Genomic DNA, 20,889 nt, shown 5'->3' on the forward strand with positions numbered 1-20,889 from the left:
CGAGGCGCGGCGCTGGGCCGCCCTGGCTTGCTCGCGCACCCGGCCCGCCAAGGCGCCCGTCGTCAGGGCGACGCCCCAGAAGACGATCAGGGTCAGCACGTCCGTCGGCGACCCGATGGCGAAGCTGAACTTCGGTTGCAGGAACAGGAAGTTGTAGGTCAGGAAGGCGACAGTCGCCGCCGCCAGCGCGGGCCGCAGTCCATAGAGGGCGCCCGCCGCCAGAACCGCCGTCAGATAGATGACGCCCAGGTCCACACGTTCAAAGGTCCGGTCCAGCAAGAGGGCCAGTCCCGTCGCCGCAATCACGCAGGTGACGCCGACGGCGTAGCCGCGCCACCCTCCGGCCAGGTTCAGGCGCACGTCTTTCGGCGCTTTAGGTTCCGGCTCGACCTCGTCGGTGACGACGTGAACGGCCACGCCTCGCGCCTGACGCAGCAGTTCGGCGGCCAGAGACCGGCCCAGCCACTCCGACAGGCGGCTGTCGCGTCCCTTGGCCAGAACGATCTGGGTGACATGGTTGTTGTGAGCGTGATCCATGATGGCGCGCACCACGTCGTCACCGCTGAGAACCACGGTGCGCCCGCCCAGTTGCTCGGCCAGTTTCAACGCATCGGACAACTTGCCCGCCGAGCCGACGCCGTGGCGCGCGCCAGACGGCCGATCGACATGAGCCACGGTCCAGGGCGCGTCCATCATCATGTCGGACATGCGCCGCCCTGTCCGCACCAGAGGGCCGGCCATGGCGTCGCCCGCCACCAGGACCAGGATGCGCTCGCCCGCAGCCCACGGCCCGGCCGCGCCCTGTTCGCGCAGACGGGCGGTCAGCTGATCGTCCACTGTCTGGGCTGCGCGGCGCAGCGCCAGTTCGCGCAGCGCCGTCAGATTCTCGACCTTGAAGAAGTTGTCCGAGGCCAGCCGCGCCGTCTCGGGCACATAGACCTTGCCCTCGGCCAGACGCTTGCGCAGCTCCTCGGGGGTGATGTCCACCAGCTCGATGTCGTCGGCGCGCGACAGGGCGCTGTCGGGCACGCTCTCGCGTTGGCGGACGCCCGTGATGCGCAGCACCACGTCCGACAGGCTTTCCAGATGCTGGACGTTCAATGTGGTCCAGACGTCGATCCCGGCCTCCAGAATCTCCTCCACGTCCTGCCACCGCTTCGGATGGCGCGAACCGGGCGCATTGGAATGGGCGTATTCGTCGACCAGCAGCAGGTCCGGGCGGCGCGCTATGGCCGCGTCAATGTCGAACTCCAGCAGGGTCCGTTCGCGATAGGCGATGGGCCTGCGGGCCATCACTTCCAGCCCGCGCAGCAGGCTCATCGTCTCCTTGCGGCCGTGGGTCTCGACCACGCCAACGACGATGTCCTCGCCCTCGGCCTTTCGTCTCCGGGCGGCGCGCAGCATCTCATAGGTCTTGCCGACGCCTGGCGACATGCCCAGAAAGACCTTCAGCCGCCCACGCTTGCGCGGGGCGGCCGGGGCCTGATCCGTAGAGAGAATCGGCGACGTCATCCGCCCTCGGTCGTCAGAAGACCGAGGCGAGCGTCCAGCGCCTGATTGGTCAGCAGCACATTGACGCGCGGTTGGCCCAGCACGCCGAACGTCCGGCCTTCGACATGCTGTCGGATCACTTCGCGCACCTGCGCCTCCCCTACGCCGCGCGCCTTGGCGATGCGGGCGGCCTGAAGCTCAGCGTAGGCCGGAGAGATATGCGGGTCGAGACCCGACGCAGAGGCCGTTACGGCGTCGGCGGGGATGGCCTTTGCGCCCGCCTCGCTTTGCAAGGCGTCGGCGTCTGTCTTCACTCGTGCGATCAGATCGGGATTCAACGGGCCGAGGTTGGAGCCGGACGAGGCGGCGGCGTCATAGCCGTCCCCCGCCGCCGACGGCCGGGGGTGCAGATACTCCGGCGCGGCGAACGTTTGGCCGACCAGGGCCGAGCCGACCACTCGCCCCGCTTTGTTGCGAACCAGGCTGCCGTTCGCCTGATCCGAAAAAGCCGCCTGGGCCACCCCCGTCACGGCCAACGGATAGCCGACGCCCAGAACGCCGGTGAACAGGGCGATCATGACGATCGCCGGGCGAATATGGTTCAGCATCAGAAGTTCGCCTTCAGGCTGGCGACGACGCGGCTGTCATAGGCGGAGCCGAAGCCGTGCTCGTCGGTGTCGAAATAGCGGACGTCCAGGCCCAGCCGCTCCGTCAGTTGATAGGCCGCGCCCAGGTTCCAGGTCGTGTAGTCGAAGTCCGACGACACCCACTGGCGCCCCAACGCCGCCGAGAGCATCCATTTGTCGGCCGTGCTGATCGCCGCATTGATCTCGGCATAGGTCGCCTCGTCCTCGGACGCGCCGAAGAAGTCCGGCGAATAGTAGATCGCGGCGCCCAGCGTCGCCGGGCCGACCGCGCGCGAAGCAGCGGCCTTCAGCTCGACATAGTCATAATCTGCGCCGTCCGGCTGGCCGGCGTAGACATAACCGACCACGCCGAAGTCCCAGTCGAAGCCGCCGAATGCGGGCCGGGCGCCTGCGTAGAGGTCGATCTCGGCGTCGGTGTTGGCGTCTCCGGCGAAGGAGACGTTTCCGGCCCAGGCCCCGGCGTAGAAGACGCCTTGCGTCACATCCACTCCGGCCGAGATCGCCGGGTCGCCTTCATTCTGGCTGACGCCCCGGAAGACGTAGTCAGATCCAATGGCGGCGTTGAAGGCGACCTCGGGGCGGGCGCCCCTCACAACGTCCTGGGCCTTGGCGTCCGTGGGCGCCGTGCACAGACCCAGGGTGATGACGGCGATCAGGCAGGCCCCGCCCACCAGAGCGTTGTTGAGGTCCGAACCGTCGAGTTTCTTACGTTTACGCATGATAGTTTTCCTTGCGCCTCAGGGTCGGCTTCAGGCCAGGCCGAGGGCGGAGATGACGATGTCGATGAGCTTGATGCCGACGAAGGGCGCGATCAGACCGCCCAGGCCGTAGATCAGCAGGTTGCGGCCCAGCAGCTTGCCCGCCCCCACGGCGCGGTATTTCACCCCGCGCAGCGCCAGCGGGATCAGGGCGACGATGACAAGGGCGTTGAAGATGACTGCCGACAGGATGGCGCTTTCCGGGCTGGACAGCTTCATCACGTTCAGCGCCGCCAGCGACGGCAGGCCGACCACGAACATTGCGGGGATGATGGCGAAATACTTGGCCACGTCGTTGGCGATGGAGAAGGTGGTCAGGGCGCCGCGCGTGATCAGCAGTTGCTTGCCGACCTCGACGATCTCGATGACCTTGGTCGGATCGCTGTCGAGGTCGACCATGTTCCCGGCCTCGCGCGCGGCCTGGGCGCCGGTCTGCATGGCCACGCCGACGTCGGCCTGAGCCAGGGCGGGCGCGTCGTTGGCTCCATCGCCGCACATGGCGACCAGACGCCCCTTTGACTGCTCAGCCTTGATCAGGCGCATCTTGTCCTCGGGCGTAGCCTCGGACAGGAAGTCGTCGACCCCGGCTTCGGAGGCGATGGCGGCCGCCGTCACCGGGTTGTCGCCGGTGATCATGACGGTGCGCAGGCCCATGCGGCGCAGGTCGGCGAAACGCGCCTTGACCCCCGGCTTGACCACGTCTTTCAGGTGGATGACGCCGACCAGGGCCTCGTTCTCCACCACGGCCAGAGGCGTGCCGCCCGAGCGGGCGATGCGGTCCACGGCGGCGCGGAACTCGGCGGGGGCCTCAGCCTCGGCCAGCCCCAGGGCCTTGAGCACGGCGTCCACCGCCCCCTTGCGCCACGAGCGCCCGTCCGCTTCGAGGCCCGACTGGCGGGTCACGGCGGTGAACGGAATGGTCTTGGCCCCGGCAGGCATGTCGCCCGTCACCCCGGCGTTGCGGCCCAGCTCGACGATGGAGCGGCCCTCAGGCGTCTCATCGGCGAGGGAAGCCATGACCGCCGCGCGCATCGCCGCTTCGGGACGGACGCCCGGCGCGGGGATGACCTCGGTCGCCATGCGGTTGCCGAAGGTGATGGTGCCGGTCTTGTCGAGCAGCAGGGTGTCGACGTCGCCTGCCGCCTCCACCGCGCGGCCCGAGGTGGCCAGAACATTCACCTTCAGCAACCGGTCCATGCCGGCGATGCCGACGGCGGACAGCAGCCCCCCGATGGTCGTGGGGATCAGAGTGATGAAGAGCGCGCCCAGGACGATGGGGTCCAGCTTGATGCCCGAATAGGCGCCCAGACCCAACAGGGCCGCGACCGCGATCAGGAAGATCAGGCTCAGACCGGCCAGCAGGACCGACAGGGCCAGTTCGTTCGGCGTCTTGCGACGGTCCGCCCCCTCGACCATGGCGATCATGCGGTCGAGGAAGGTCGCGCCGGGGGCCGAGGTGATGCGCACCTTGATCCAGTCGGAGACGACCGTGGTGCCGCCGGTGACGGCCGAGCGGTCGCCGCCGCTTTCGCGGATGACGGGGGCGCTTTCGCCGGTGATGGCGGCCTCGTTGACCGAGGCGACGCCTTCGATGATCTCGCCGTCCGAGGGGATGACGTCGCCCGCCTCGACCAGGACGATCGCGCCGATCTCCAGCTCATGCGCCGGGGTCGGGACGACCGTGCCCGTCGTGGGATCGACGATCAGCTTGGCCTTGGTGGTGACGCGTGAGGCGCGAAGGCTGTCGGCCGCCGCCTTGCCGCGCCCCTCGGCGATGCTTTCCGCCACGTTGGCGAACAGCACCGTGGCCCATAGCCACAGGGCCAGTTGGACGGCGAAGCCCGCCGCCTGCCCCGTCGCCACAGCGGCGACCGCCGAAACGGTGGCCAGGGCCGCGACGATCCAGGTGGCGAAGATCACCGGGTTGTTGAGAAGCTTGGTCGGGTTCAGCTTGACGACAGCGTCGCCGAGCGCCCGGCCGAGCATGGCCCCGTTCAGCCCGCCCGCGATGGGCGCAGCAGATCGGGAGCTCGACGGATCGAGCGTGACTTGGGTCATGACGGATATCCGATCAGAACCGGGCCGTGACCTGGAGCATGTCGAAATGCTCCACGATCGGTCCCAGGGAGAGTGCGGGGAAGAACTGCAGGCCGCCGAGGATCAGGATCACCCCGATCAACAGGCCGATGAACAGCGGGCCATGCGTGGGCAGGGTGCCGACCGACGGCGCCAGGCGGGGCTTGGCGACCAGCGCCCCAGCCACGGCCAGAACCGCTACGGCGGGCACGAACCGCCCCAGCAGCATGGCCAGACCCAGGGTGGTGTTCCACCACGGCGTATTGGCGCTCAATCCGCCGAAAGCCGAACCGTTGTTCCCCGTCGCCGAGGTATAGGCGTAGAGGATTTCGGACAGGCCATGCGGTCCCTTGTTCAAAAGGCTGGCCAACGCCTCGGGCAGGACCGCTGCGGCAGCCGAGAAGCCCAGCACCGACAAAGGCACGACCAGCACCACCAGCATGGCGAACTGGATCTCGCGCGCCTCGATCTTCTTGCCCAGGTATTCCGGCGTGCGGCCGACCATCAGGCCCGCCACGAAAACCGCCAGCATGGCCATCAGCACCATGACCGCGACGCCCGAGCCGATCCCGCCGGGCAGGATCTCGCCCAACTGCATCAGGAACATCGTCACCGCCCCGCCCAGCGGCATATAGCTGGCGTGCATGGAGTTGACCGACCCGTTCGAGGCGCCTGTCGTCTGGGCCGCCCAGGCGACGGACGACGGCACGCCGAAGCGGACCTCCTTGCCTTCCATGTTTCCGGCGGAGGTATCGACGCCGGCCGCGACCAGAGCGGGCGCAGGTTGGCTTTCGATGACATAGAGGGCCGAACCCGCCGCCCCCAGCAACAGGATCGCCGCGACCACCAGGGCGCGCACGTCCTTCTTGGCCAGGACGCTGCGGCCGAAGGCGAAGAAGGCCGCCCAGCCCAGGACGTTCACGCTGATCGCCGTGATCAGATTGGTCAGCGGGGTCGGATTCTCCAGCGGGTGCGCCGAGTTGACGCCGAACACGCCGCCGCCGTTGATGCCCAACTGCTTGATGGCCAGTTGGCTGGCGGTCGGGAACAGGCTGATCGTCTGCGATCCGCCCTCCAGCGTCGTCGCCTGTGCCGAGGCCGCCAGCGACTGCACCACGCCCAAACCAGCCAGAGCCACGGCCACGATGAAGGCGATGGGCAGCAGGACATAGAGGCTGGTGCGCGTCAGATCGGCCCAGAAGTTGCCGACGCCCTCGCCGCGACTGGCGATGAAGGCGCGCGCCAACGCCGCCGCGATGGTCGCGCCGGTGGCGGCCGAGACGAAGTTCTGCACCGTCAGTCCGACCATCTGGCTGAAGGTCGAGACGGTGGTTTCACCGCTATAGCTCTGCCAGTTGGTGTTGGTGACGAAGCTGACGGCGGTGTTGAAGGCCAGATGCGGGCTGACGCCGTCGAACCCCTGCGGGTTCATCGGCAGGACGCCCTGCAGGCGCAACATGGCGTAAAGCAGCAGGAAGCCCGCCAGGTTGAACGCCAGCAAGGCGCCGGCATAGCCCAGCCAGCCCTGACTGCGCGTCGGATCAACCCCGGCGGCGCGATAAAACAGGCCCTCGACCGGCTTCAGCACCGGATCCAGCCAGGTCCGCTCTCCGTTCCAGACACGCGACATATAGATCCCGATCGGCCAGCCGAGCACGACGGCCAGACCGAGGGTCAGGGCGATCTCCGCCCATCCTTGAATGTTCATGAGAAGGCGGCTCCGTTCAGAACCGCTCGGGCCGCAGCAGGGCCGCGACCATATAGCCGGCGATGACCAGGGCGCCGACGCCCCAAAGGACGTTCAGCCACACGGTCACAACCTCCTCAACACAATGGCGAGGGCGGCGAAGGCCACGAAGGCTCCAACGCCGATCGCCACGAAAATCACATCGGCCATGCCGATACCTCCAGCTCAGTTAGGGCCGGAAGAGACGCTTTCAGGGCGTAAGCAGGCCATTCGGAAAGCCGCCCCCCGCATAAGGCGCGCATAAAGCATCAAGGCCGAAAGGGTTTCAGAACAGGCGACTTGCCCTGATCCGCTCCGTCATCGGCGGCCGCGACTAAACCCCTTGCACCACCCTCCAAAACTGTGAATATGAGGTCATCTTCAATTTTAGGGTTCGGTGATGGTTCAAGCGGTTGAACACGCTTCGGAGATGGTCTCGGAGTGGGTCGAGGTGACGCAGGCCATGATTGACGATTTCGGTCGCGCCACCCTGGACAGCGATCCCTTTCACAACGACCCCGAATGGGCCAAGGACAACACGCCTTACGGCGGCACGATCGCCTTTGGCTTCCTGACGGTGTCCCTGCTGACCCACCTCGCCGCGAAAGCGATCGAAGGCGCCGGCGGCGACTTCAAGCCTGAAGGCGGCTACTTCCTGAACTATGGATTCGATCGTATGCGTCTGGTCGCGCCGGTGCCGACGGGCAGCCGCGTGCGGGGCCGTTTCGTCAAGGGACCGGAGCATACGGATGAGGCTGGACGAGTGCGCCGCTCCATGGACGCCGTGATCGAGATCGAAGGCGGCGAGCGCCCTGCCCTGGTGGCGACCTGGCTCAGCGTCTGGGTGCCTGACAGCGTCGAAACGAGGGCCTGATGTCCAGCGCTCAGCAGCGGTTGATGCCTTCCAGCACGGCGTCGGCGGTAGGAGATTCGCCGCTGCTGACGCTGATTTCCGACTACGCCGCCTGGTATGGCGAGCAGACGTCTGATGCGCCGGCGGCGACGCTGGACGGTCAGGTTCAGACCTATGCGGAGCTGGCGCACGGCGTGGACGCCCTCGCCCGCGCCATGATCGCCGCCGGCGTCGGCAAGGGCGATCGCGTCGCCATGCTGGCCCCGCCCTCCCCTGACTTTCTGACCGTCTTCCTGGCCACGGCTGCGGTCGGGGCTATCTGGGTCGGATTGAACCCCCGCTACCGCTATGAAGAACTGGCCTATGTCGTCAGCGACTGCGCGCCGCGCCTGATCATCGGGCGTCGCCGTGTGGCTGGACGAGATTACGTCGAGGATCTGGAAGCCCTGGCGGCGGAAGTGTCGGCTGATCTGGTCCTGATCGGCGAAGACGACTTGGATGCCCGCGCCCATCTGCCGTTGAGCGTCTATGTCGCCCAGGGCGAGGCCGTGTCCGACGAGGCCCTGGCGGAGCGCAAGCGGTCCGTCGCGACCCGCGATCCCTGCCTGATCGTCTACACCTCAGGCAGCACGGGCAAGCCGAAGGGTGCGGTGCTGCATCATGAAGGACTGATCCTGCCCGCCCTGGAGCAGGGCGAACCCTTGCGTGGCGAACCGCTGTGCATGTTGAACTACCTGCCGATCAATCACATCGGCTGCGTCGGCGACATCACCGCAATGGTTCTGGTCAACGGCGGCAAGCTGGCCTTTCTGGAACAGTTCGACGTCGAAACGGGGCTGGACACGATGGCGTTGGAGGGCGTCACCCTGTGGGGCACGGTTCCGTCCGTGTTCGAGATGACGGTGGCTCATTCCGCCTTCGCCCAGACCAACCTGTCGGCTGTGCGGCGCGTCTTCTGGGGCGGGGCGGCCATGCCTGCGCCGACGATCAAGGCTCTGATCCCCGTCGCGACCTGCATGGGCACCAACTACGGCCTGACGGAGTCCTGCGGCCCCATCGCCGCCACCGGCGACATGACGGTTCAGGGTGACGAGGACGTCGCCTTCGCCACGGCCTCGGTCGGACGGCCGACCCGTCATTATGAAGTCCGCCTGCGCGCCGAAGACGGTTCGCTGGTCGAAAACGCCGGCGTCGACGGCGAGATCGAGGCCAAGGGCGCGCCCCTGTTCCTCGGCTACTGGAACCGGCCTGACGCCACGGCCGACGCCTTCACCAAGGACAGATGGTTCCGCACCGGCGATGTCGGCGCCTGGCTTGACGACGGCCGTCTGCGCATCACCGGGCGGCTGAAGGAAATGTACAAATCCGGCGGCTACAACGTCTATCCGCGCGAGATCGAGATCGCGCTGGAAGGCCACCCCGCCATCACCGAGGCCGCTGTCGTGGGGATTCCCGATCCCGTCTGGGGCGAGGTGGGCGTCGCCTTCGTGATCGCCCGCGCCGGCGTCGACGCCGCTCAGCTTCAGGCTCATTGCCGCGAGCGGCTGGCCAACTACAAGATTCCCAAGCGTTTCGTGATCGAGCCGGACCTTCCGCGTCTGCCGGTCGGCAAGGTGGACAAGATGGCGCTGCGCCGTCTGGCCGTGGAGGACTAATGGACGCCGCCGTCAAGACGCCGAACGCCGTGGAGCAAGCGACGCCTTTGCGCCCTCGCCTGCTGGCCGGATATGGCCTGGCCAATATCGGCCTGGCCTGTTTCCTGATCACGCCGCAACTGCTGCTGCTCTATTTCCTGACCGACACCCTGGCGGTGCCGGCGGCGACGGCGGGCGTGGTCCTTCTGCTGCCGAAGATCTGGGAAGTCGTGTTCGACCCTGTCGTGGGCCTGTGGTCAGACCGACTGCGCGGGCGGATGGGGCGACGCTGGCCCTTGATGGCGGCGGGCGCGGCCCTGTTTCCATTAGGTTTCGCGGCCATGTTCGCCCCGCCGACGCACCTGACCGGCTTCGGCGCCGTGATCTGGGTCATGGCGGCCTATATGGCGGCGACGACGGCCTACGCCCTGTTCTCGATCCCCTACGCCGCCATGCCGGGAGAGATTTCGCGACGTCAGCAGGACCGGACCCGCGTCGTGGCCTGGCGCGTCGGCTTCCTGGCGTTCGGCCTGATGGTCGCGGGCGGCATGTCGCCCATGTTGGTCGAAATGGCGGGCGGCGGCCGTCCCGGCTATGCGGTCATGGGTCTGTTGCTGGCGCTGATGGCGGGCGGCGCCCTGCTGGGGTCGTTGCGCGCGGTCTGGAAGCTGCAGGACCGCAGCCGCGACTTCGACGCACCGCTGAAGCCGGTCAAGGCGCTGGCGGCTGGTGTGCGCGCCACCCTGGGCAATCCGGCCTATCGCTTCCTGTGGATCGGCTACGCCTTCCAGACGGTCGCCATGGGCGCCCAGTCGGCGATGATGCCCTATGCCGTCACCTATCAGATCCAGGCATCGTCGGGCGTGCTGGCGCAACTGTTCCTGGCCGGAGCCGTCGTTCAGGTCGCGGCCATGCCCTTGTGGGTCAAGATCGCCGACCGTTGGGGCGCGACACGCGCGGCGATCGGCGCCGCCGCCGCCTATGCCCTGGCCACTTTGGGCTATGTCTGGTGCGGACCGGGCGATGTGGCCCTCGCCACCGCCGTCGCCGCCCTCGCGGGCCTGGGTCAGGCAGGATGTTATGTCCTGCCGTTCGCCCTAATGCCGAGCGTGGTCGCGGCCCGCGATCAGAAAGAGGCTGAAGCCAACCTCGGTCTGCTGACGGCCGTCTGGGTCTCGGGTGAAAAGCTGGGTCTGGCCCTGGGCGGCGCAGCCGCGGGGGTGCTGTTGGGCCTAGCGGGCTATGTCTCAGGGGGGCAGGCGCAGCCGACTTCGGCTCTAGCCGCTATTCCCCTCCTGTTCGCGACAGGTCCGGCGCTCATGCTGGCGTGCAGCGCGCCGCTGCTGTTCAAGCTGGATCGCCTGCGTCGCCGTCAGGGCCAACCGCTCTAGACGGCGGGCCTCGACCGCGACAGGAAGCCGGCCAGTCTGACGGCCGCTTCCGGCAGGTCGTCGCTGGCAGGCGCGTCGCCATAGGCCAACTGGTGCCAGACCACGCTGACGGCGTCCGACAGGGTGTCGTCCGCGTCGGCTCCCATGCGCGCCAAGACCTCGATGAACGATTCATCCGGCAGAACGATCATCTTGCGAGCGATTTCGTCCGCCATGGCGACCAGCATGTAGCCGGCCAGGCGCACGGCGTCCGGGTCGTCCTCGGCGCGGCGACGCTGGATGCTCTCGGCCACGACCTCGGCCCAGCGGCGGTTGATCTTCTGGCTGATCTGCAGGAATTCGGGAACATAGTCGCCGACCTGGAAGACGCACTTCATAAGGCCGGGATTCGCCCGACAGACCCGGAACCACAGACGGTTGGTCGAACGGATTCGGGCGAATGGCGTATCGCCTGACGCCGGCGTCATCGCCTTGGCGACATAGTCATCGAAGAAGCGGGCCAACGCCTCGACGGAAATCTCGGTCTTGTCCTTGAAGTAGACGTAGAAGGAGCCTTCGGCGACTTCGGCCTGGGCTGTGATGTCGCCGACGCGCATGGCGTGAAAACCACGCTCCTCCAGCACCTGGGCTGCGGCCAGCAAAAGCCGTGCGCGCGTGCGCTGGCCCTTCTGACGCGGCGGATTGTCCCGCAGTTCGGCGGCCAGATAGGAGGAATAGCTCTGCAGTTGCATCAACGCCTCGTCTGCGACGAGGTCGGATCACGCCCCAGCCCGCCGTTTCGATCAAGAACCGGCGGCGTCCGACCAGGCCGAACGCCGCCAAGCGTCCCTTAGTAACGCAAACGCAGATAGACGCCAGCCGAGCGAGGCTCGCCCATCGACACCCGGTCCATGCCCAGGGCCTCCAGGTTGACGATGCCGCGCTGATAGACTTCGTCCGTCAGGTTGCGCGCCCACAGGCCGACCTCGGTCTTGCCGTCCGGCAAAGCCCAGCCCAGTTCGCCGTTGACGGTCCAATATCCGTCCTGGCTGAGCCGCTCGACATTGCCCGAGCTGAAGTAGAACTTCGAGCGATAGGAGCCCGACAGGGTCATCAGCAGATCACCCTTGTCCGCCAGGCTGTGCTGATAGGACACAGCCCCATTGAAGGTGAACTCAGGCGCGGTCGGCAGGCGGTTGCCCGAGAAGTCCTCGCCGACCGAGATATAGTTCTTGTATTCGCTGTCCAGCACCGCAGCGCCCAGCGAGATATCCAGCCCCTTCATCGGCGCGACGGTCAGCTCGATTTCCGCGCCCTTGATGACGGCGTCGGAGGCGTTGTCGAGGATCGGCACGCTGGTCGGGCCGCGCACGACGTAGCTGTAAACCTGCAGATCCTGATAGTCGTAGTAGAAGGCCGCCGCGTTCAGGCGCGCGCGACGTCCGAACAGCTCGCTCTTGAAGCCGACCTCATAGGCGTTCAGCACTTCGTCGTCATACGGACCCAGATCCTGCACGTCCGTAATCATGCCTCCCGCAAAGCCGCCGCTCTTATAGCCGCGGTTGTAGCTGATATAGGCGCGCGAGTTGTCGCTGATGTCATAGTTCAGCACGGCGCGGCCCGAGATGCTCTCGAACGACTTGGAGCCATGGAAGTCGACCAGGGTCACGCCCGCCTCGGTGAAGCGGCTGTTGTAGTCCATGGTCTTGTCGTCACGCGACCAACGCAGGCCTGCAACCAGCGACAGACGCTCGGTCAGCTTGTAGTCGACCTCGCCGAAGACGGCGTAGCTCTCGGTTTTCAGGCTGTGCGGATAGGAGACGGTGCCCACGCCCATGGCGACGCCGTCCATCGGGTCCGGCAGCATCTCCAGCAGGTCCAGGCCGATCTCGAAGGCGCTGTCCGACTTCAGGCTGTCATTCATGTAGAAGACGCCCGCGACCCAGTCGAAGCGACCGCCGCTATTGGACTGCAGACGGAACTCCTGGGTGAACTGGTCCTGATCGACGCGATAGAAGCCCTTGATGAGATTGTTCGGGCCGGAATCCGTGTTCTCGTCGTCGCGATGGCGAGCGTTGACGAAGCCGGTCACCGACACCAGCGACAGCTCGCCCAGATCGACCGTGGTGGTGACGTCGGCGTTGAACAGCTTCAGCCGGTCGCGCCCCTCCATCGAATAGTCGCCGGCGTAGGGATCGCTATCGGTGTCGACATAGCCCAGCGCGTCGGTGCAGGCCGAAGTGCCGTAGAAGCTGGGCAGGCACCAACCGTCCGGCCCTGTGGCGGCTGCAGTGTTGGGGATCAGCCCCCTCGCCTGCCCCTGCAGGGCGCCGTTGCGGCTGTTGCCGCCGCCGATGTGAGCCAGCACTTCGACGCGATCGTTGGGCGTGTAGAGCAGCGACATCCGCGCAGCCCAACGGTCGGTGTCGTTGACGTTGTTCCCGGTCAGACGGTTCTTCGTATAGCCGTCGTCGCGGACGTAGTTGGCCGCCGCGCGGAAGGCCAGGACATCCTCGATCACCGGGCCGCCGACGCCGCCTTCCAGCTCCATCCGCTCGCGTGAGCCGTAACGGGCGGTCAGGTCCGCCGTGTAGTAATCAGTCGGACGACGGCTGGTGATGTTCAGGGCGCCGCCCGTGGTGTTGCGGCCGAACAGCGTGCCCTGCGGTCCGCGCAGCACCTCGACCTGCGACAGGTCGAAGAAGGAATCCAACTGCATGATCGACGAGCCGCGGATCACGCCATCCACATAGACGGCGGTCGGGCTGGGGTTGGTCGGGTTGAAGTCGTTCGAGCCGACACCGCGGATATAGACCTTAGGCGCCACTGAGGAGTCCCCGCCGTGCACCTGAAGGCCCGGCGCCAGGCCGCTCAGCTCCAGCACGTTGTTGACGTTCATCCGGTCCAGATTTTCGCCCGAATAGGCGGTGATGGAGATCGGCACATCCTGCAGGTTCTGGGCGCGGTGACGCGCCGTCACCACGATTTCTTCGACAGTTGCGATGTCCGAAGCAGGTTCCGACTGGGCTTGGGCGTTCGCCGCCACGGCGAGCGCCACAGTGCATACCGCTCCGAATAGATTGCTCTTCTTCACGCTATCTTCCCCTTCGCCTCTATGTGTCGTTAAAATTAAATATGAGGCCATATTCATATACGACGCATTCAACGACCGCTGTCAATGCGTTCGCGCGCTCCCGAAATAGTCCCATAAACTTGTAGGCAGAGCATACCGGGCATGGCTGCGGCTTTGACCGCGGGAAAGGAAAAGGGCGCGCACGCCCTCCCCTTCAGTTCGCGAAAGGCGCTGCACGCCCGCCGACTCGATCAGGCGTCGCCTCAAAGCGTGTTCTTGTGAATGCGCCCGGCCTTCATGATCAGCTTCATCGTCCGGTCCGGGTCAGCGATCACCGAGATGTCCGCCAGCGGATCGCCTTCGACCACCAGCAGGTCCGCATAGGCGCCGGCCTCGATGCGTCCCAGCTTCGCCGGATAGGGATTGCGCGGACCTGATAGTTTCAGGATCTCTGCGTTGCCGCCCGTCAGCATCCGCAGCACTTCGGCGGCGCCGTACCAGCGCGCGAACTTGGCCAACTGCTTGCCCTGCGTCGTCGTGCCCTTCGGGCTGAACAGGATATCGGTGCCGAGGGCCATATTCACCTTGTGCTTGCGTCCCCATTCAACCGCGCGAGCCGTGCCTTCAGCGATGATCTGCTGTTGGGCGCGCTGCTCAGGCGAGGGGTAAACATTGGCGTCCTCGTCCGCCAGGAAGGGTTGGATGCTCCACCAGGCGCCGGCGTCCGCCATGCGCCGCACGGTCTCCTCGTCCGCCATCTGCCCATGCTCGATGGACTTCACTCCGCAGGCGACCGCTCGTTGGATGCCTGCCGGAGTATAGGTGTGGGCGCAGACATAGACGCCCCAGTCGGTAGCGGCGGTCACCGCCGCCTTCATCTCGGCTTCCGTATATTGCAGGGCGTCGACCGGATCGTAGGTCGAGGCGACGCCGCCGCCTGCGTGGATCTTGATCTGGCTAGCGCCGAGCATCAGCTGTTCGCGCACGCGACGCAGCACCTCGGCCTCGCCGTCGGCGATGGCGGCGATGCCCGCCTGCTCTGCAACGCTGAGCGTGCTTTGGGCCGTTCGGGGCAAGTCAGCCCGCATCCGGAAGTCGCCATGCCCCGAGGTCTGAGAGATCATCGAACCCGACGGATAGATGCGCGGCCCGGCGAAACGGCCTTCATCAATGGCGCGCTTCAACGCGAAGCTGGGGCCGCCCATGTCGCGAACGGTCGTGAAGCCCCGCATCACAGTGCGCTCGGCCTCCTGAGCCGCCACGAGGTGCAGATAGGGAATATCGGCGGTCATTGCGGCCATCTGTGAAATGCCGGCCAGCATGGCGTGCCAGTGAGCGTCGATCATGCCCGGCATCAGAATTCGTCCGCCGCAATCCACCACATCGGCGTCCGCGACAATCTCGCCCGCCGGAACCAGCGCCTGGATCACGTCGCCGACGATGAGGACGTTGCGGCCCTCGATCAGACGGGCGCTCGCCCCATCAAAGATCCGCACATTGGCGAGCAGGCGCGGCTTGGTCGACGCCTGGGCGAACGCCGGCGAAGCGACGCCAAGCCCGGCTGTGGCGAAGCCCGCCGCCGCGCCGGCCAAAATGGAGCGTCGCGACATACTTAATTCCATACGGGCCAGCAGCTTCTGCGCCTGGGGAGAATGACAGGCGCAGGTCGCGCCATGTTGCAGAGGCCGTTGCTGTGCGATTCCGCCGAACCAAGTCTTCAAGAGCGCATCCTCACCAATCGAGCGGCCATGGCCGCATGCCAACGCGATAGGAACGGCTACGCTATTTCGATTCCGCAAACGATCGGGGGCATTTCATCGGTCGCGACAATTCGCAGATGAAGGCGTGCGTCCTTCGCGGCGGAGCTTGCGATGGTGATGTTCGGAGAAACGCCCCGAAGGGCGATTTCTTCAGCAAAAACCGATGGCTGGGGAACTAGGACTCGAACCTAGAATGACGGTACCAAAATCGCCGTCTTTTGCAGAAATATCAATAACTTATTTGTAAACTGTATTACTTTACCGCCCGTGCTGCCTAGGCGCTTTTTCGGCAATGTAAACTCGATGAGGCTCACCCCGGCACGATATGTGTACCGGCTGCGCCCATAGCCGAACCCTGCTATGCCTAATGCTTAGGGCGTCCAGGGTAACAAAAATGCCAGAACACGATCTTCATACTTTCATGTCGCAGATCACCAGCGACATGGCATCCGAATATGAGCGTATCTACGCGCGTGCTGCAGAAGATCCTGGAACAGCTGGTGACCAAGGCGAGGAAAACTGGGCGACATTGTTCAGAGATTGGCTTCCAGCCACCTATCACGTGCAGACCAAAGGTCGACTAATCAGTCATGACGGCCGCATGTCTCCACAAGTTGATGTAGTAGTATTGAAACCAAACTACCCAAAGAAACTGCTAGAGAAGAAGACCTGGTTAGCTGGAGGGGTGGCTGCAGCTTTTGAATGCAAAACAACGCTTACTGCTGCTCACGTGACCGAATCAGTAAGGCGCTGCGCGGCTTTCAAAGAGCTTTTTGCGCCCCGTTCTGGCACGCCGCGAACGGAACTTCGATCTCCACTTATCTACGGATTGCTCGCGCATTCTCACAGCTGGAAAGGGCCAAATTCCGATCCTGTTGGTAACGTTCAACGTGCGCTAGATAACGCCGCTCCCAGCGTCTCCCATCCACGACTTGAGATGGATGTATTGTGCGTCGCTGACTTAGCCACATGGCGCGGCATGATCATGACGCGCTACGAAGCATCCTGGTCACCTCAGTCCATAGCTTTGAATAAGGCATTCGGAGCACCCTATGGCCCGATAACATCTATGAATTGTAGCTCACTCGGATCGGACAACCAAACAACCACCTTCCAGCCTGTAGGGGCTCTTATTGAGAAGTTAACAAAGGGGTTGGCTTGGGAAGACCCCAGCGCACGAGATCTTGCCGACTATTTTCGTCTCACGCACATGGGCGGCAGCGGTATGGGAAATATGAGGCCTTGGCCCCTGACGACTTACTCGCCTGAAGTCGCTTCCGAAATCGCAAAAGGCAGCTTAAAGAACGGAGGCTTTTGGGATGATTGGTCATTGGCAGGAACCTAGATCGTCAGGTACGCGGCTCAAGATAGCCTCTAGGCGCGACCTAGAGGTCTATGCGCCAATGACTGAAAGCTTGGGAGGTTTAACTTGCGGGAATTAGTTCGCTCCCTAACAGCGGCTCTTCCTTTGATCGCCGTAGTAGCTGTGGCCGCTGTCTTTGGTTATTGCTGGGCACTGTTTCGTAATTTCGACGGCGAATGGGTGCGCACCTTGACGCCCGGCGATGTTTTCTCGATTGGCTGGTCCCTCACGCCGGGCTTGCTTATCGGTGTAGCTATAAGTCAGCACCAGCGTCAGAGTGAGAAAAGAACGCTTTCAAAGCCCTCGCCTTCAAAATGGCGGCGGATGTGGGTCATCAGTCGCCACATCAGCGGATTTCTCATTCTCACCACAGGGCTTGTCGCCTTCTTAAATCCTTTCGCTCGCGACATCACTGAGAGTTGGTCGATCGTGTACATGATGATCGCCCTATGGGTAACAGTAGCATTTGCTTTTATTAGCGTAACTCTGCTTTCTTATTCTATAGACGACTATGCCACCTATCACCGGCGGACTTGGATAACTTTAGCAGTTGCAATATTCGTTATCATAGATGCGCTTGGCGCCCGAATAAGGCATGCCGATCCTCGGCACATTGTTCAGCTTGAGAATGGCCAAAGCTTCTGCGCCAACATCATATTTTCCGGGCAAAACGCTGTGTACCTTCACCATGCGGCTAGTGGAGAAAGCGCGATGATCGACCGTCGACTGGTGAGAGGTCTCATTCAGCGCGCCGATTGCGACGCATTAAACTCGGCACGCGATTCGGCTTTATCCAAAATTTTGAGTTCACTCCCCGCTCCCGCTGCCAAGTAACCTTGCACCGGCGCAACGCACTGAGTGCAAGGAACCGCAAGGTTTATCGCGACCGCCACTGATCTGTTCAGCCCACAGCTGGGGCCATTCACTCTACGTTCGGAAGTGCAAGGATAGCGATAAATTAAGTGTGCGGGCGAGGCGGGGGACTCAGCGCGTTCCTTGGGGCGGCAGGGCCGAGACGGCCCCTGGCCGCCCTGGGAGGCCCGCACAGGGCAATGCATGGCGCGGCGACACCAGGGAGGCGGCCCACGGCGACAGGGCCGCCCACAGGCGGCTATGAGGCTATCCTTTTGAGGGTCGACGGCTCGGCCGAGCTACTCAGGCCAGACCCGGCGCACGTCCAGCGTCCCGGGCGAGCTCGGCCGAAGCATCAGATCTTGGGCGGCCGACAAATCCAGCCAGTGAACGCCAGCACCTGGCGGCAGCAGCACGACCTGGCGATCATGGTAAGGCGCGACGTCCTCGCCCGGCTCGGTCGTCAGCATGGAGAAGGCGCCGTCCTTCACCAGGCCGAGGATCCAGAACCACGGCTGATCTCGCATCGTGAACAGCCACTTGGTCTTGCGGCCGCCGACCTTCGGTTCGGTGAACTCGAAGAAGCCGTCGCTCGGGATCAAGCACCTGGTCGACCGACTGAAGTCTCGCCCGTCTGATCGGAAGTTGAACACCGGCTTGCCGCCTGGCCCGCGCCACGACCAGGTCGTCATGATCAGTTCCGGCGCGGTGTTGCCCTGGACGATGATGGGCGCTCGGTCACCGATCCGATACTCGCCCGGCTCTAGGTTCGGCTGGCCGCCCGGAAAGACGAGCGATCGCTTCGCGGCGCTGAACGGCTCCGCGATCTGGTTCGTCGGGACGTGCAGGCGATAGTTGTTGCACATGCCGTTCACCCTCTCACTCGGTCCAGGCCGAGCCAAGCGGGGCTGGCGCCTTCAGCGGGTAGAAAACTCCATGCTGCGCGCCTGGCGGCGTCCCCATGAACATCATCCGTCCGCCACAGCCCAGCCGCCTGCAGCGGCAGGTCTTGCCGAAGATCATCAGGTCATGACCGTTGAGCCGGATCATCAGGTCCAGGTCGATCCGTATGTCGAGCTCGCAGGTGCGGCACCTGGCCATGACGACCCACCCCCGCCGCCGCATCTCCCCGATCGAGAGCGGCGTGGCCAAGTGGTAGGAGAGCGGCCGGTTCTCATATTTCCGAAAGCCCATCTCAGGCCCTTGGCCAGCGCCACCGCTCGACCACCTCGCCGCTCATGAACCGAAAGCCGCTGATGACCACGGTCGGCGACCGCTTCCCGCATTGCTCGCATTTCAACCGCGTCCTCAGCTGCGCCAACGGAATGGACCGCGCGGAGGCTGGCCAGCGCCGAGACGCCGGGCCGACCTTGTAGCCGCAGGGGCACTCCAGAGTGAGCTGGTTGCCTGACTCGATGTCATCGACGGTCGTGTCGTCGCCGTATTCGCGCATCGTCAGTGCGCCGGAGCTCCGGCCGACAGCACCAGGCGTTCAAATTGCGCCCTGCCCTTCGCGGCCGCCTCGGGCGAGATCCGCGCCAGCTCGGCGGCGATCCGCGCCTGCATGTTCAGCAGAACCGGATCAGCCCGCGCGGCCTCTCCATGTTGCCAGATCGCCATGAGCGACCCGAGCGCGACGTCTTCCTGCGACAGCTCAGGCGGCGTCCATGGCCTTCCTTCTTTCGTTTGCATGGTTCAGCTCCAGACCAAGCGCCCGACCCGACGCCGCTCTACGGCGCCGAGCCTGCCTGCCTCAAGCTAAATGTTCGCCCTTTGTTCGCGACATCGAACACAGGCTGTGGAAAGTCCAATCAATAGGCCTTGCGTTAAGATGATAACGAACCATGTTCTCTCAGCATCATCATAGGAGAAAGAGATGCCTGTATCTTCTGTTGGCGGTCGACGTGTGGTCGAGACCGGAACGATCGTATTTCAAAGGGACGACGATCGCGCGGAAATCCAAATTGGACAGGGCCGTATAATCGTCCAATTAGTGAATTCTCCAGCGAACCCCAGCGGATCAACGGACGGACCGACCGTCACCCTGCTTCTTCCAAATGGGAGCACAGGCAAAACGTCAGCGATCACTGGAAATGTCGTTCTGGGGGCTGAAGCTTTCGGTTTTGCGTTCGCAAGCGATTCTGTTTCGAACGACGGACAGACGTTCAATATCGTCCACTACACAATCACAGCTTGATGGCGAAAGCCCGCTGGCACGTCCAGCGGGTAGCTATCTTCTAGATCGCTGATTTCGGGCTTGCTGTTGCGGCGTCGCCCAGCGACAGTTCCTAGGTTCATAGTCGCCGTCGGGGTCTATGCGGTCAATGGTGGTACCTTCTGGCCTCTCGCCCATGTCGGCGAGAAAATTATCGAATAGAAGCCAGCGCTCGCAAACCGTAATGCCGCGACCGCCGTAGTATTCGTATTTGGCTTGGCGCGGATTAAAGCACCTCTTCTTCATCGCCTTCCAAGTGTTGTAGGTTCGTGTGGCCGCTGCGCCTTGAGTATGTCCATGGCGGGTATGGGCTTCCGACAAGGCAATAGCTTTCAGGCACCCACAATGGGTCGATTGTGCCGACAGAAGCCCGTCAACACGGGCGATCAGCTCTCTTCCGCAATCACACCTAACGCGCCAGTGCGTTTGATGGCGAGATCCGCGACCTTCGCGATCAATTACCTGAAGAAGGCCGAACCTGCGACCGGTCAGGTCCACGCCACGATGACATTTGCCACAGCTCTTCTTTTCACCACGTAGGGGCTTGGTGACGCCGCTTAAGACATCAGCACCGCAGTCACACCGAAAAAGCCAGAGCGCCCGCCCGTCCCGCGTACTGCCCCTGCGCTCTACAGCGACCAAACGATTGAATCGTCTCCCCTTCACGTCCAACGGTGCCGTCATAGAGGAACGTTGGCCACGTAAGTCATGACGTCGCGAATCGGCGCGACACATCGGGCATCATAGGTTCCGAAATAGCGAAGCAGCGCTCTCAGCTTCACTTCGGCCGCCGTCCGACTGCTACTGGAGGTCTCAAGGATGAGATGTTCCAGGTCGCCGACATGGTCGAAGATCCTATCCGTTATGTCGGTGTCGTCGATCAACTGAGCCTCCGCTTCCAGCCGGTTGATTTCGGCTTCCCAGTGAAGGAACTGGTTGTCTGCGCCGTCAGGTTCGGACGCAACTGCGATGATCGGCGCCGTAATTCCCACGGCCACGAAAGCCCCCACGAGGGCGCGACGTGTGATAGACCTCGGCTCAGCCTGGGCCATTCGATCCTCCATTGATCGA

19 protein-coding genes are annotated in these 20,889 nt (G+C 64.2%); 6 read left to right on the forward strand and 13 right to left on the reverse strand.

The annotated features are described in order from the left end of the window. The 6 genes from BDIM_RS07830 to BDIM_RS17925 form a co-directional block, all read right to left on the reverse strand. A partial coding sequence (locus BDIM_RS07830; protein WP_155818683.1) for a DUF4118 domain-containing protein occupies window positions 1-1,512 on the reverse strand: 1,512 nt, incomplete at its 3' end. Continuing rightward, the gene (gene kdpC, locus BDIM_RS07835) at window positions 1,509-2,099 is read right to left on the reverse strand and encodes a potassium-transporting ATPase subunit KdpC (RefSeq protein WP_003165032.1); all 591 of its coding nucleotides are present in this window, start codon (window positions 2,097-2,099) and stop codon (window positions 1,509-1,511) included. The genes kdpC and BDIM_RS07830, both read right to left, overlap by 4 nt. Next, a complete protein-coding gene (locus tag BDIM_RS07840) occupies window positions 2,099-2,857 on the reverse strand; it encodes a TorF family putative porin (RefSeq protein ID WP_003165033.1) in 759 nt (252 codons plus the stop codon). The genes kdpC and BDIM_RS07840 overlap by 1 nt, the downstream gene beginning before the upstream one ends. Before the next feature lie 30 nt (window positions 2,858-2,887). Next, window positions 2,888-4,954 (reverse strand): potassium-transporting ATPase subunit KdpB, encoded by a 2,067-nt coding sequence (kdpB, locus tag BDIM_RS07845; protein ID WP_040345460.1) that lies wholly within the window; start codon window positions 4,952-4,954, stop codon window positions 2,888-2,890. Window positions 4,955-4,967: 13 nt separating this feature from the next. Beyond that, the gene (kdpA, locus tag BDIM_RS07850) at window positions 4,968-6,680 is read right to left on the reverse strand and encodes a potassium-transporting ATPase subunit KdpA (protein WP_003165034.1); all 1,713 of its coding nucleotides are present in this window, start codon (window positions 6,678-6,680) and stop codon (window positions 4,968-4,970) included. A gap of 16 nt (window positions 6,681-6,696) precedes the next feature. After that, window positions 6,697-6,789 (reverse strand): potassium-transporting ATPase subunit F, encoded by a 93-nt coding sequence (locus BDIM_RS17925; RefSeq protein WP_157677928.1) that lies wholly within the window; start codon window positions 6,787-6,789, stop codon window positions 6,697-6,699. A gap of 309 nt (window positions 6,790-7,098) precedes the next feature. Here BDIM_RS17925 and BDIM_RS07855 point away from each other — a divergent pair, with 309 nt between their 5' ends. Genes BDIM_RS07855 through BDIM_RS07865 form a run of 3 tightly spaced genes read left to right on the forward strand, consistent with a single transcriptional unit; the run spans window position 7,099 to window position 10,576 of the window. Then, the gene (locus BDIM_RS07855) at window positions 7,099-7,572 is read left to right on the forward strand and encodes a MaoC/PaaZ C-terminal domain-containing protein (protein WP_003165035.1); all 474 of its coding nucleotides are present in this window, start codon (window positions 7,099-7,101) and stop codon (window positions 7,570-7,572) included. After that, window positions 7,572-9,206, forward strand: a complete 1,635-nt coding sequence (locus BDIM_RS07860) for a class I adenylate-forming enzyme family protein (RefSeq protein ID WP_003165038.1) — start codon at window positions 7,572-7,574, stop codon at window positions 9,204-9,206. Before BDIM_RS07855 ends, BDIM_RS07860 begins: the two co-directional genes overlap by 1 nt. Continuing rightward, window positions 9,206-10,576, forward strand: coding sequence for an MFS transporter (locus tag BDIM_RS07865; RefSeq protein WP_003165039.1), 1,371 nt, complete (start codon window positions 9,206-9,208; stop codon window positions 10,574-10,576). Before BDIM_RS07860 ends, BDIM_RS07865 begins: the two co-directional genes overlap by 1 nt. Here BDIM_RS07865 and BDIM_RS07870 read toward each other — a convergent pair. From BDIM_RS07870 to BDIM_RS07880, 3 genes are all read right to left on the reverse strand, one after another. After that, a complete protein-coding gene (locus BDIM_RS07870; protein WP_003165040.1) occupies window positions 10,573-11,307 on the reverse strand; it encodes a TetR/AcrR family transcriptional regulator in 735 nt (244 codons plus the stop codon). The two genes, BDIM_RS07865 and BDIM_RS07870, sit on opposite strands and share 4 nt — an antisense overlap. A 98-nt stretch (window positions 11,308-11,405) precedes the next feature. After that, window positions 11,406-13,649 carry a TonB-dependent receptor gene (locus tag BDIM_RS07875; RefSeq protein WP_040345463.1) on the reverse strand — a complete coding sequence of 748 codons (2,244 nt, stop codon included), beginning with the start codon at window positions 13,647-13,649 and terminating at the stop codon, window positions 11,406-11,408. A gap of 242 nt (window positions 13,650-13,891) precedes the next feature. Then, window positions 13,892-15,238 carry a metal-dependent hydrolase family protein gene (locus BDIM_RS07880; RefSeq protein WP_040345466.1) on the reverse strand — a complete coding sequence of 449 codons (1,347 nt, stop codon included), beginning with the start codon at window positions 15,236-15,238 and terminating at the stop codon, window positions 13,892-13,894. Between the two features lie 571 nt (window positions 15,239-15,809). Here BDIM_RS07880 and BDIM_RS17170 point away from each other — a divergent pair. Next, complete coding sequence (locus BDIM_RS17170; protein WP_211205974.1) at window positions 15,810-16,733, forward strand: DUF6602 domain-containing protein; 924 nt, start codon at window positions 15,810-15,812, stop codon at window positions 16,731-16,733. Window positions 16,734-16,817: 84 nt separating this feature from the next. Further along, window positions 16,818-17,585, forward strand: coding sequence for a hypothetical protein (locus BDIM_RS17505; RefSeq protein WP_143276776.1), 768 nt, complete (start codon window positions 16,818-16,820; stop codon window positions 17,583-17,585). A 317-nt stretch (window positions 17,586-17,902) separates the two neighbouring features. On the opposite strand, the gene BDIM_RS07885 is transcribed toward BDIM_RS17505, so the two are convergent. The 3 genes from BDIM_RS07885 to BDIM_RS17510 form a co-directional block, all read right to left on the reverse strand. Then, on the reverse strand, window positions 17,903-18,469 hold the full coding sequence (locus BDIM_RS07885) for an SOS response-associated peptidase family protein (RefSeq protein WP_040345473.1): 567 nt from the start codon (window positions 18,467-18,469) through the stop codon (window positions 17,903-17,905). 13 nt (window positions 18,470-18,482) lie between these two features. After that, window positions 18,483-18,797 (reverse strand): hypothetical protein, encoded by a 315-nt coding sequence (locus BDIM_RS07890; protein ID WP_040345475.1) that lies wholly within the window; start codon window positions 18,795-18,797, stop codon window positions 18,483-18,485. Between the two features lie 261 nt (window positions 18,798-19,058). Continuing rightward, window positions 19,059-19,295, reverse strand: coding sequence for a hypothetical protein (locus tag BDIM_RS17510; RefSeq protein WP_143276777.1), 237 nt, complete (start codon window positions 19,293-19,295; stop codon window positions 19,059-19,061). A 184-nt stretch (window positions 19,296-19,479) separates the two neighbouring features. Between BDIM_RS17510 and BDIM_RS17515 the strand changes: the two genes are divergently transcribed. Further along, entirely contained in the window at window positions 19,480-19,800 is a 321-nt protein-coding gene (locus BDIM_RS17515) for a hypothetical protein (RefSeq protein WP_143276778.1), read from the forward strand. Window positions 19,801-20,498: 698 nt separating this feature from the next. Here BDIM_RS17515 and BDIM_RS07905 read toward each other — a convergent pair. Further along, window positions 20,499-20,870 (reverse strand): hypothetical protein, encoded by a 372-nt coding sequence (locus BDIM_RS07905; protein WP_040345479.1) that lies wholly within the window; start codon window positions 20,868-20,870, stop codon window positions 20,499-20,501. Window positions 20,871-20,889 lie beyond the last annotated feature (19 nt).

The organism is Brevundimonas diminuta ATCC 11568, assembly GCF_000204035.1.
In the GTDB taxonomy this organism is placed as follows: domain Bacteria; phylum Pseudomonadota; class Alphaproteobacteria; order Caulobacterales; family Caulobacteraceae; genus Brevundimonas; species Brevundimonas diminuta.

Excerpts from the sequence above, each read along its gene's own strand:
- BDIM_RS07865 (WP_003165039.1), top strand. The coding sequence starts at position 9,206 with ATGGACGCCGCCGTCAAGACGCCGAACGCCGTGGAGCAAGCGACGCCT.
- kdpC (WP_003165032.1), bottom strand. The coding sequence starts at position 2,099 with ATGCTGAACCATATTCGCCCGGCGATCGTCATGATCGCCCTGTTCACC.
- BDIM_RS17170 (WP_211205974.1), top strand. The coding sequence starts at position 15,810 with ATGTCGCAGATCACCAGCGACATGGCATCCGAATATGAGCGTATCTAC.
- BDIM_RS07890 (WP_040345475.1), bottom strand. The coding sequence starts at position 18,797 with ATGGGCTTTCGGAAATATGAGAACCGGCCGCTCTCCTACCACTTGGCC.
- BDIM_RS07855 (WP_003165035.1), top strand. The coding sequence starts at position 7,099 with ATGGTTCAAGCGGTTGAACACGCTTCGGAGATGGTCTCGGAGTGGGTC.
- BDIM_RS17515 (WP_143276778.1), top strand. The coding sequence starts at position 19,480 with ATGCCTGTATCTTCTGTTGGCGGTCGACGTGTGGTCGAGACCGGAACG.
- kdpA (WP_003165034.1), bottom strand. The coding sequence starts at position 6,680 with ATGAACATTCAAGGATGGGCGGAGATCGCCCTGACCCTCGGTCTGGCC.
- BDIM_RS07885 (WP_040345473.1), bottom strand. The coding sequence starts at position 18,469 with ATGTGCAACAACTATCGCCTGCACGTCCCGACGAACCAGATCGCGGAG.
- BDIM_RS07870 (WP_003165040.1), bottom strand. The coding sequence starts at position 11,307 with ATGCAACTGCAGAGCTATTCCTCCTATCTGGCCGCCGAACTGCGGGAC.
- BDIM_RS07860 (WP_003165038.1), top strand. The coding sequence starts at position 7,572 with ATGTCCAGCGCTCAGCAGCGGTTGATGCCTTCCAGCACGGCGTCGGCG.
- BDIM_RS17510 (WP_143276777.1), bottom strand. The coding sequence starts at position 19,295 with ATGCAAACGAAAGAAGGAAGGCCATGGACGCCGCCTGAGCTGTCGCAG.
- BDIM_RS07905 (WP_040345479.1), bottom strand. The coding sequence starts at position 20,870 with ATGGCCCAGGCTGAGCCGAGGTCTATCACACGTCGCGCCCTCGTGGGG.
- BDIM_RS07880 (WP_040345466.1), bottom strand. The coding sequence starts at position 15,238 with ATGTCGCGACGCTCCATTTTGGCCGGCGCGGCGGCGGGCTTCGCCACA.
- BDIM_RS07840 (WP_003165033.1), bottom strand. The coding sequence starts at position 2,857 with ATGCGTAAACGTAAGAAACTCGACGGTTCGGACCTCAACAACGCTCTG.
- kdpB (WP_040345460.1), bottom strand. The coding sequence starts at position 4,954 with ATGACCCAAGTCACGCTCGATCCGTCGAGCTCCCGATCTGCTGCGCCC.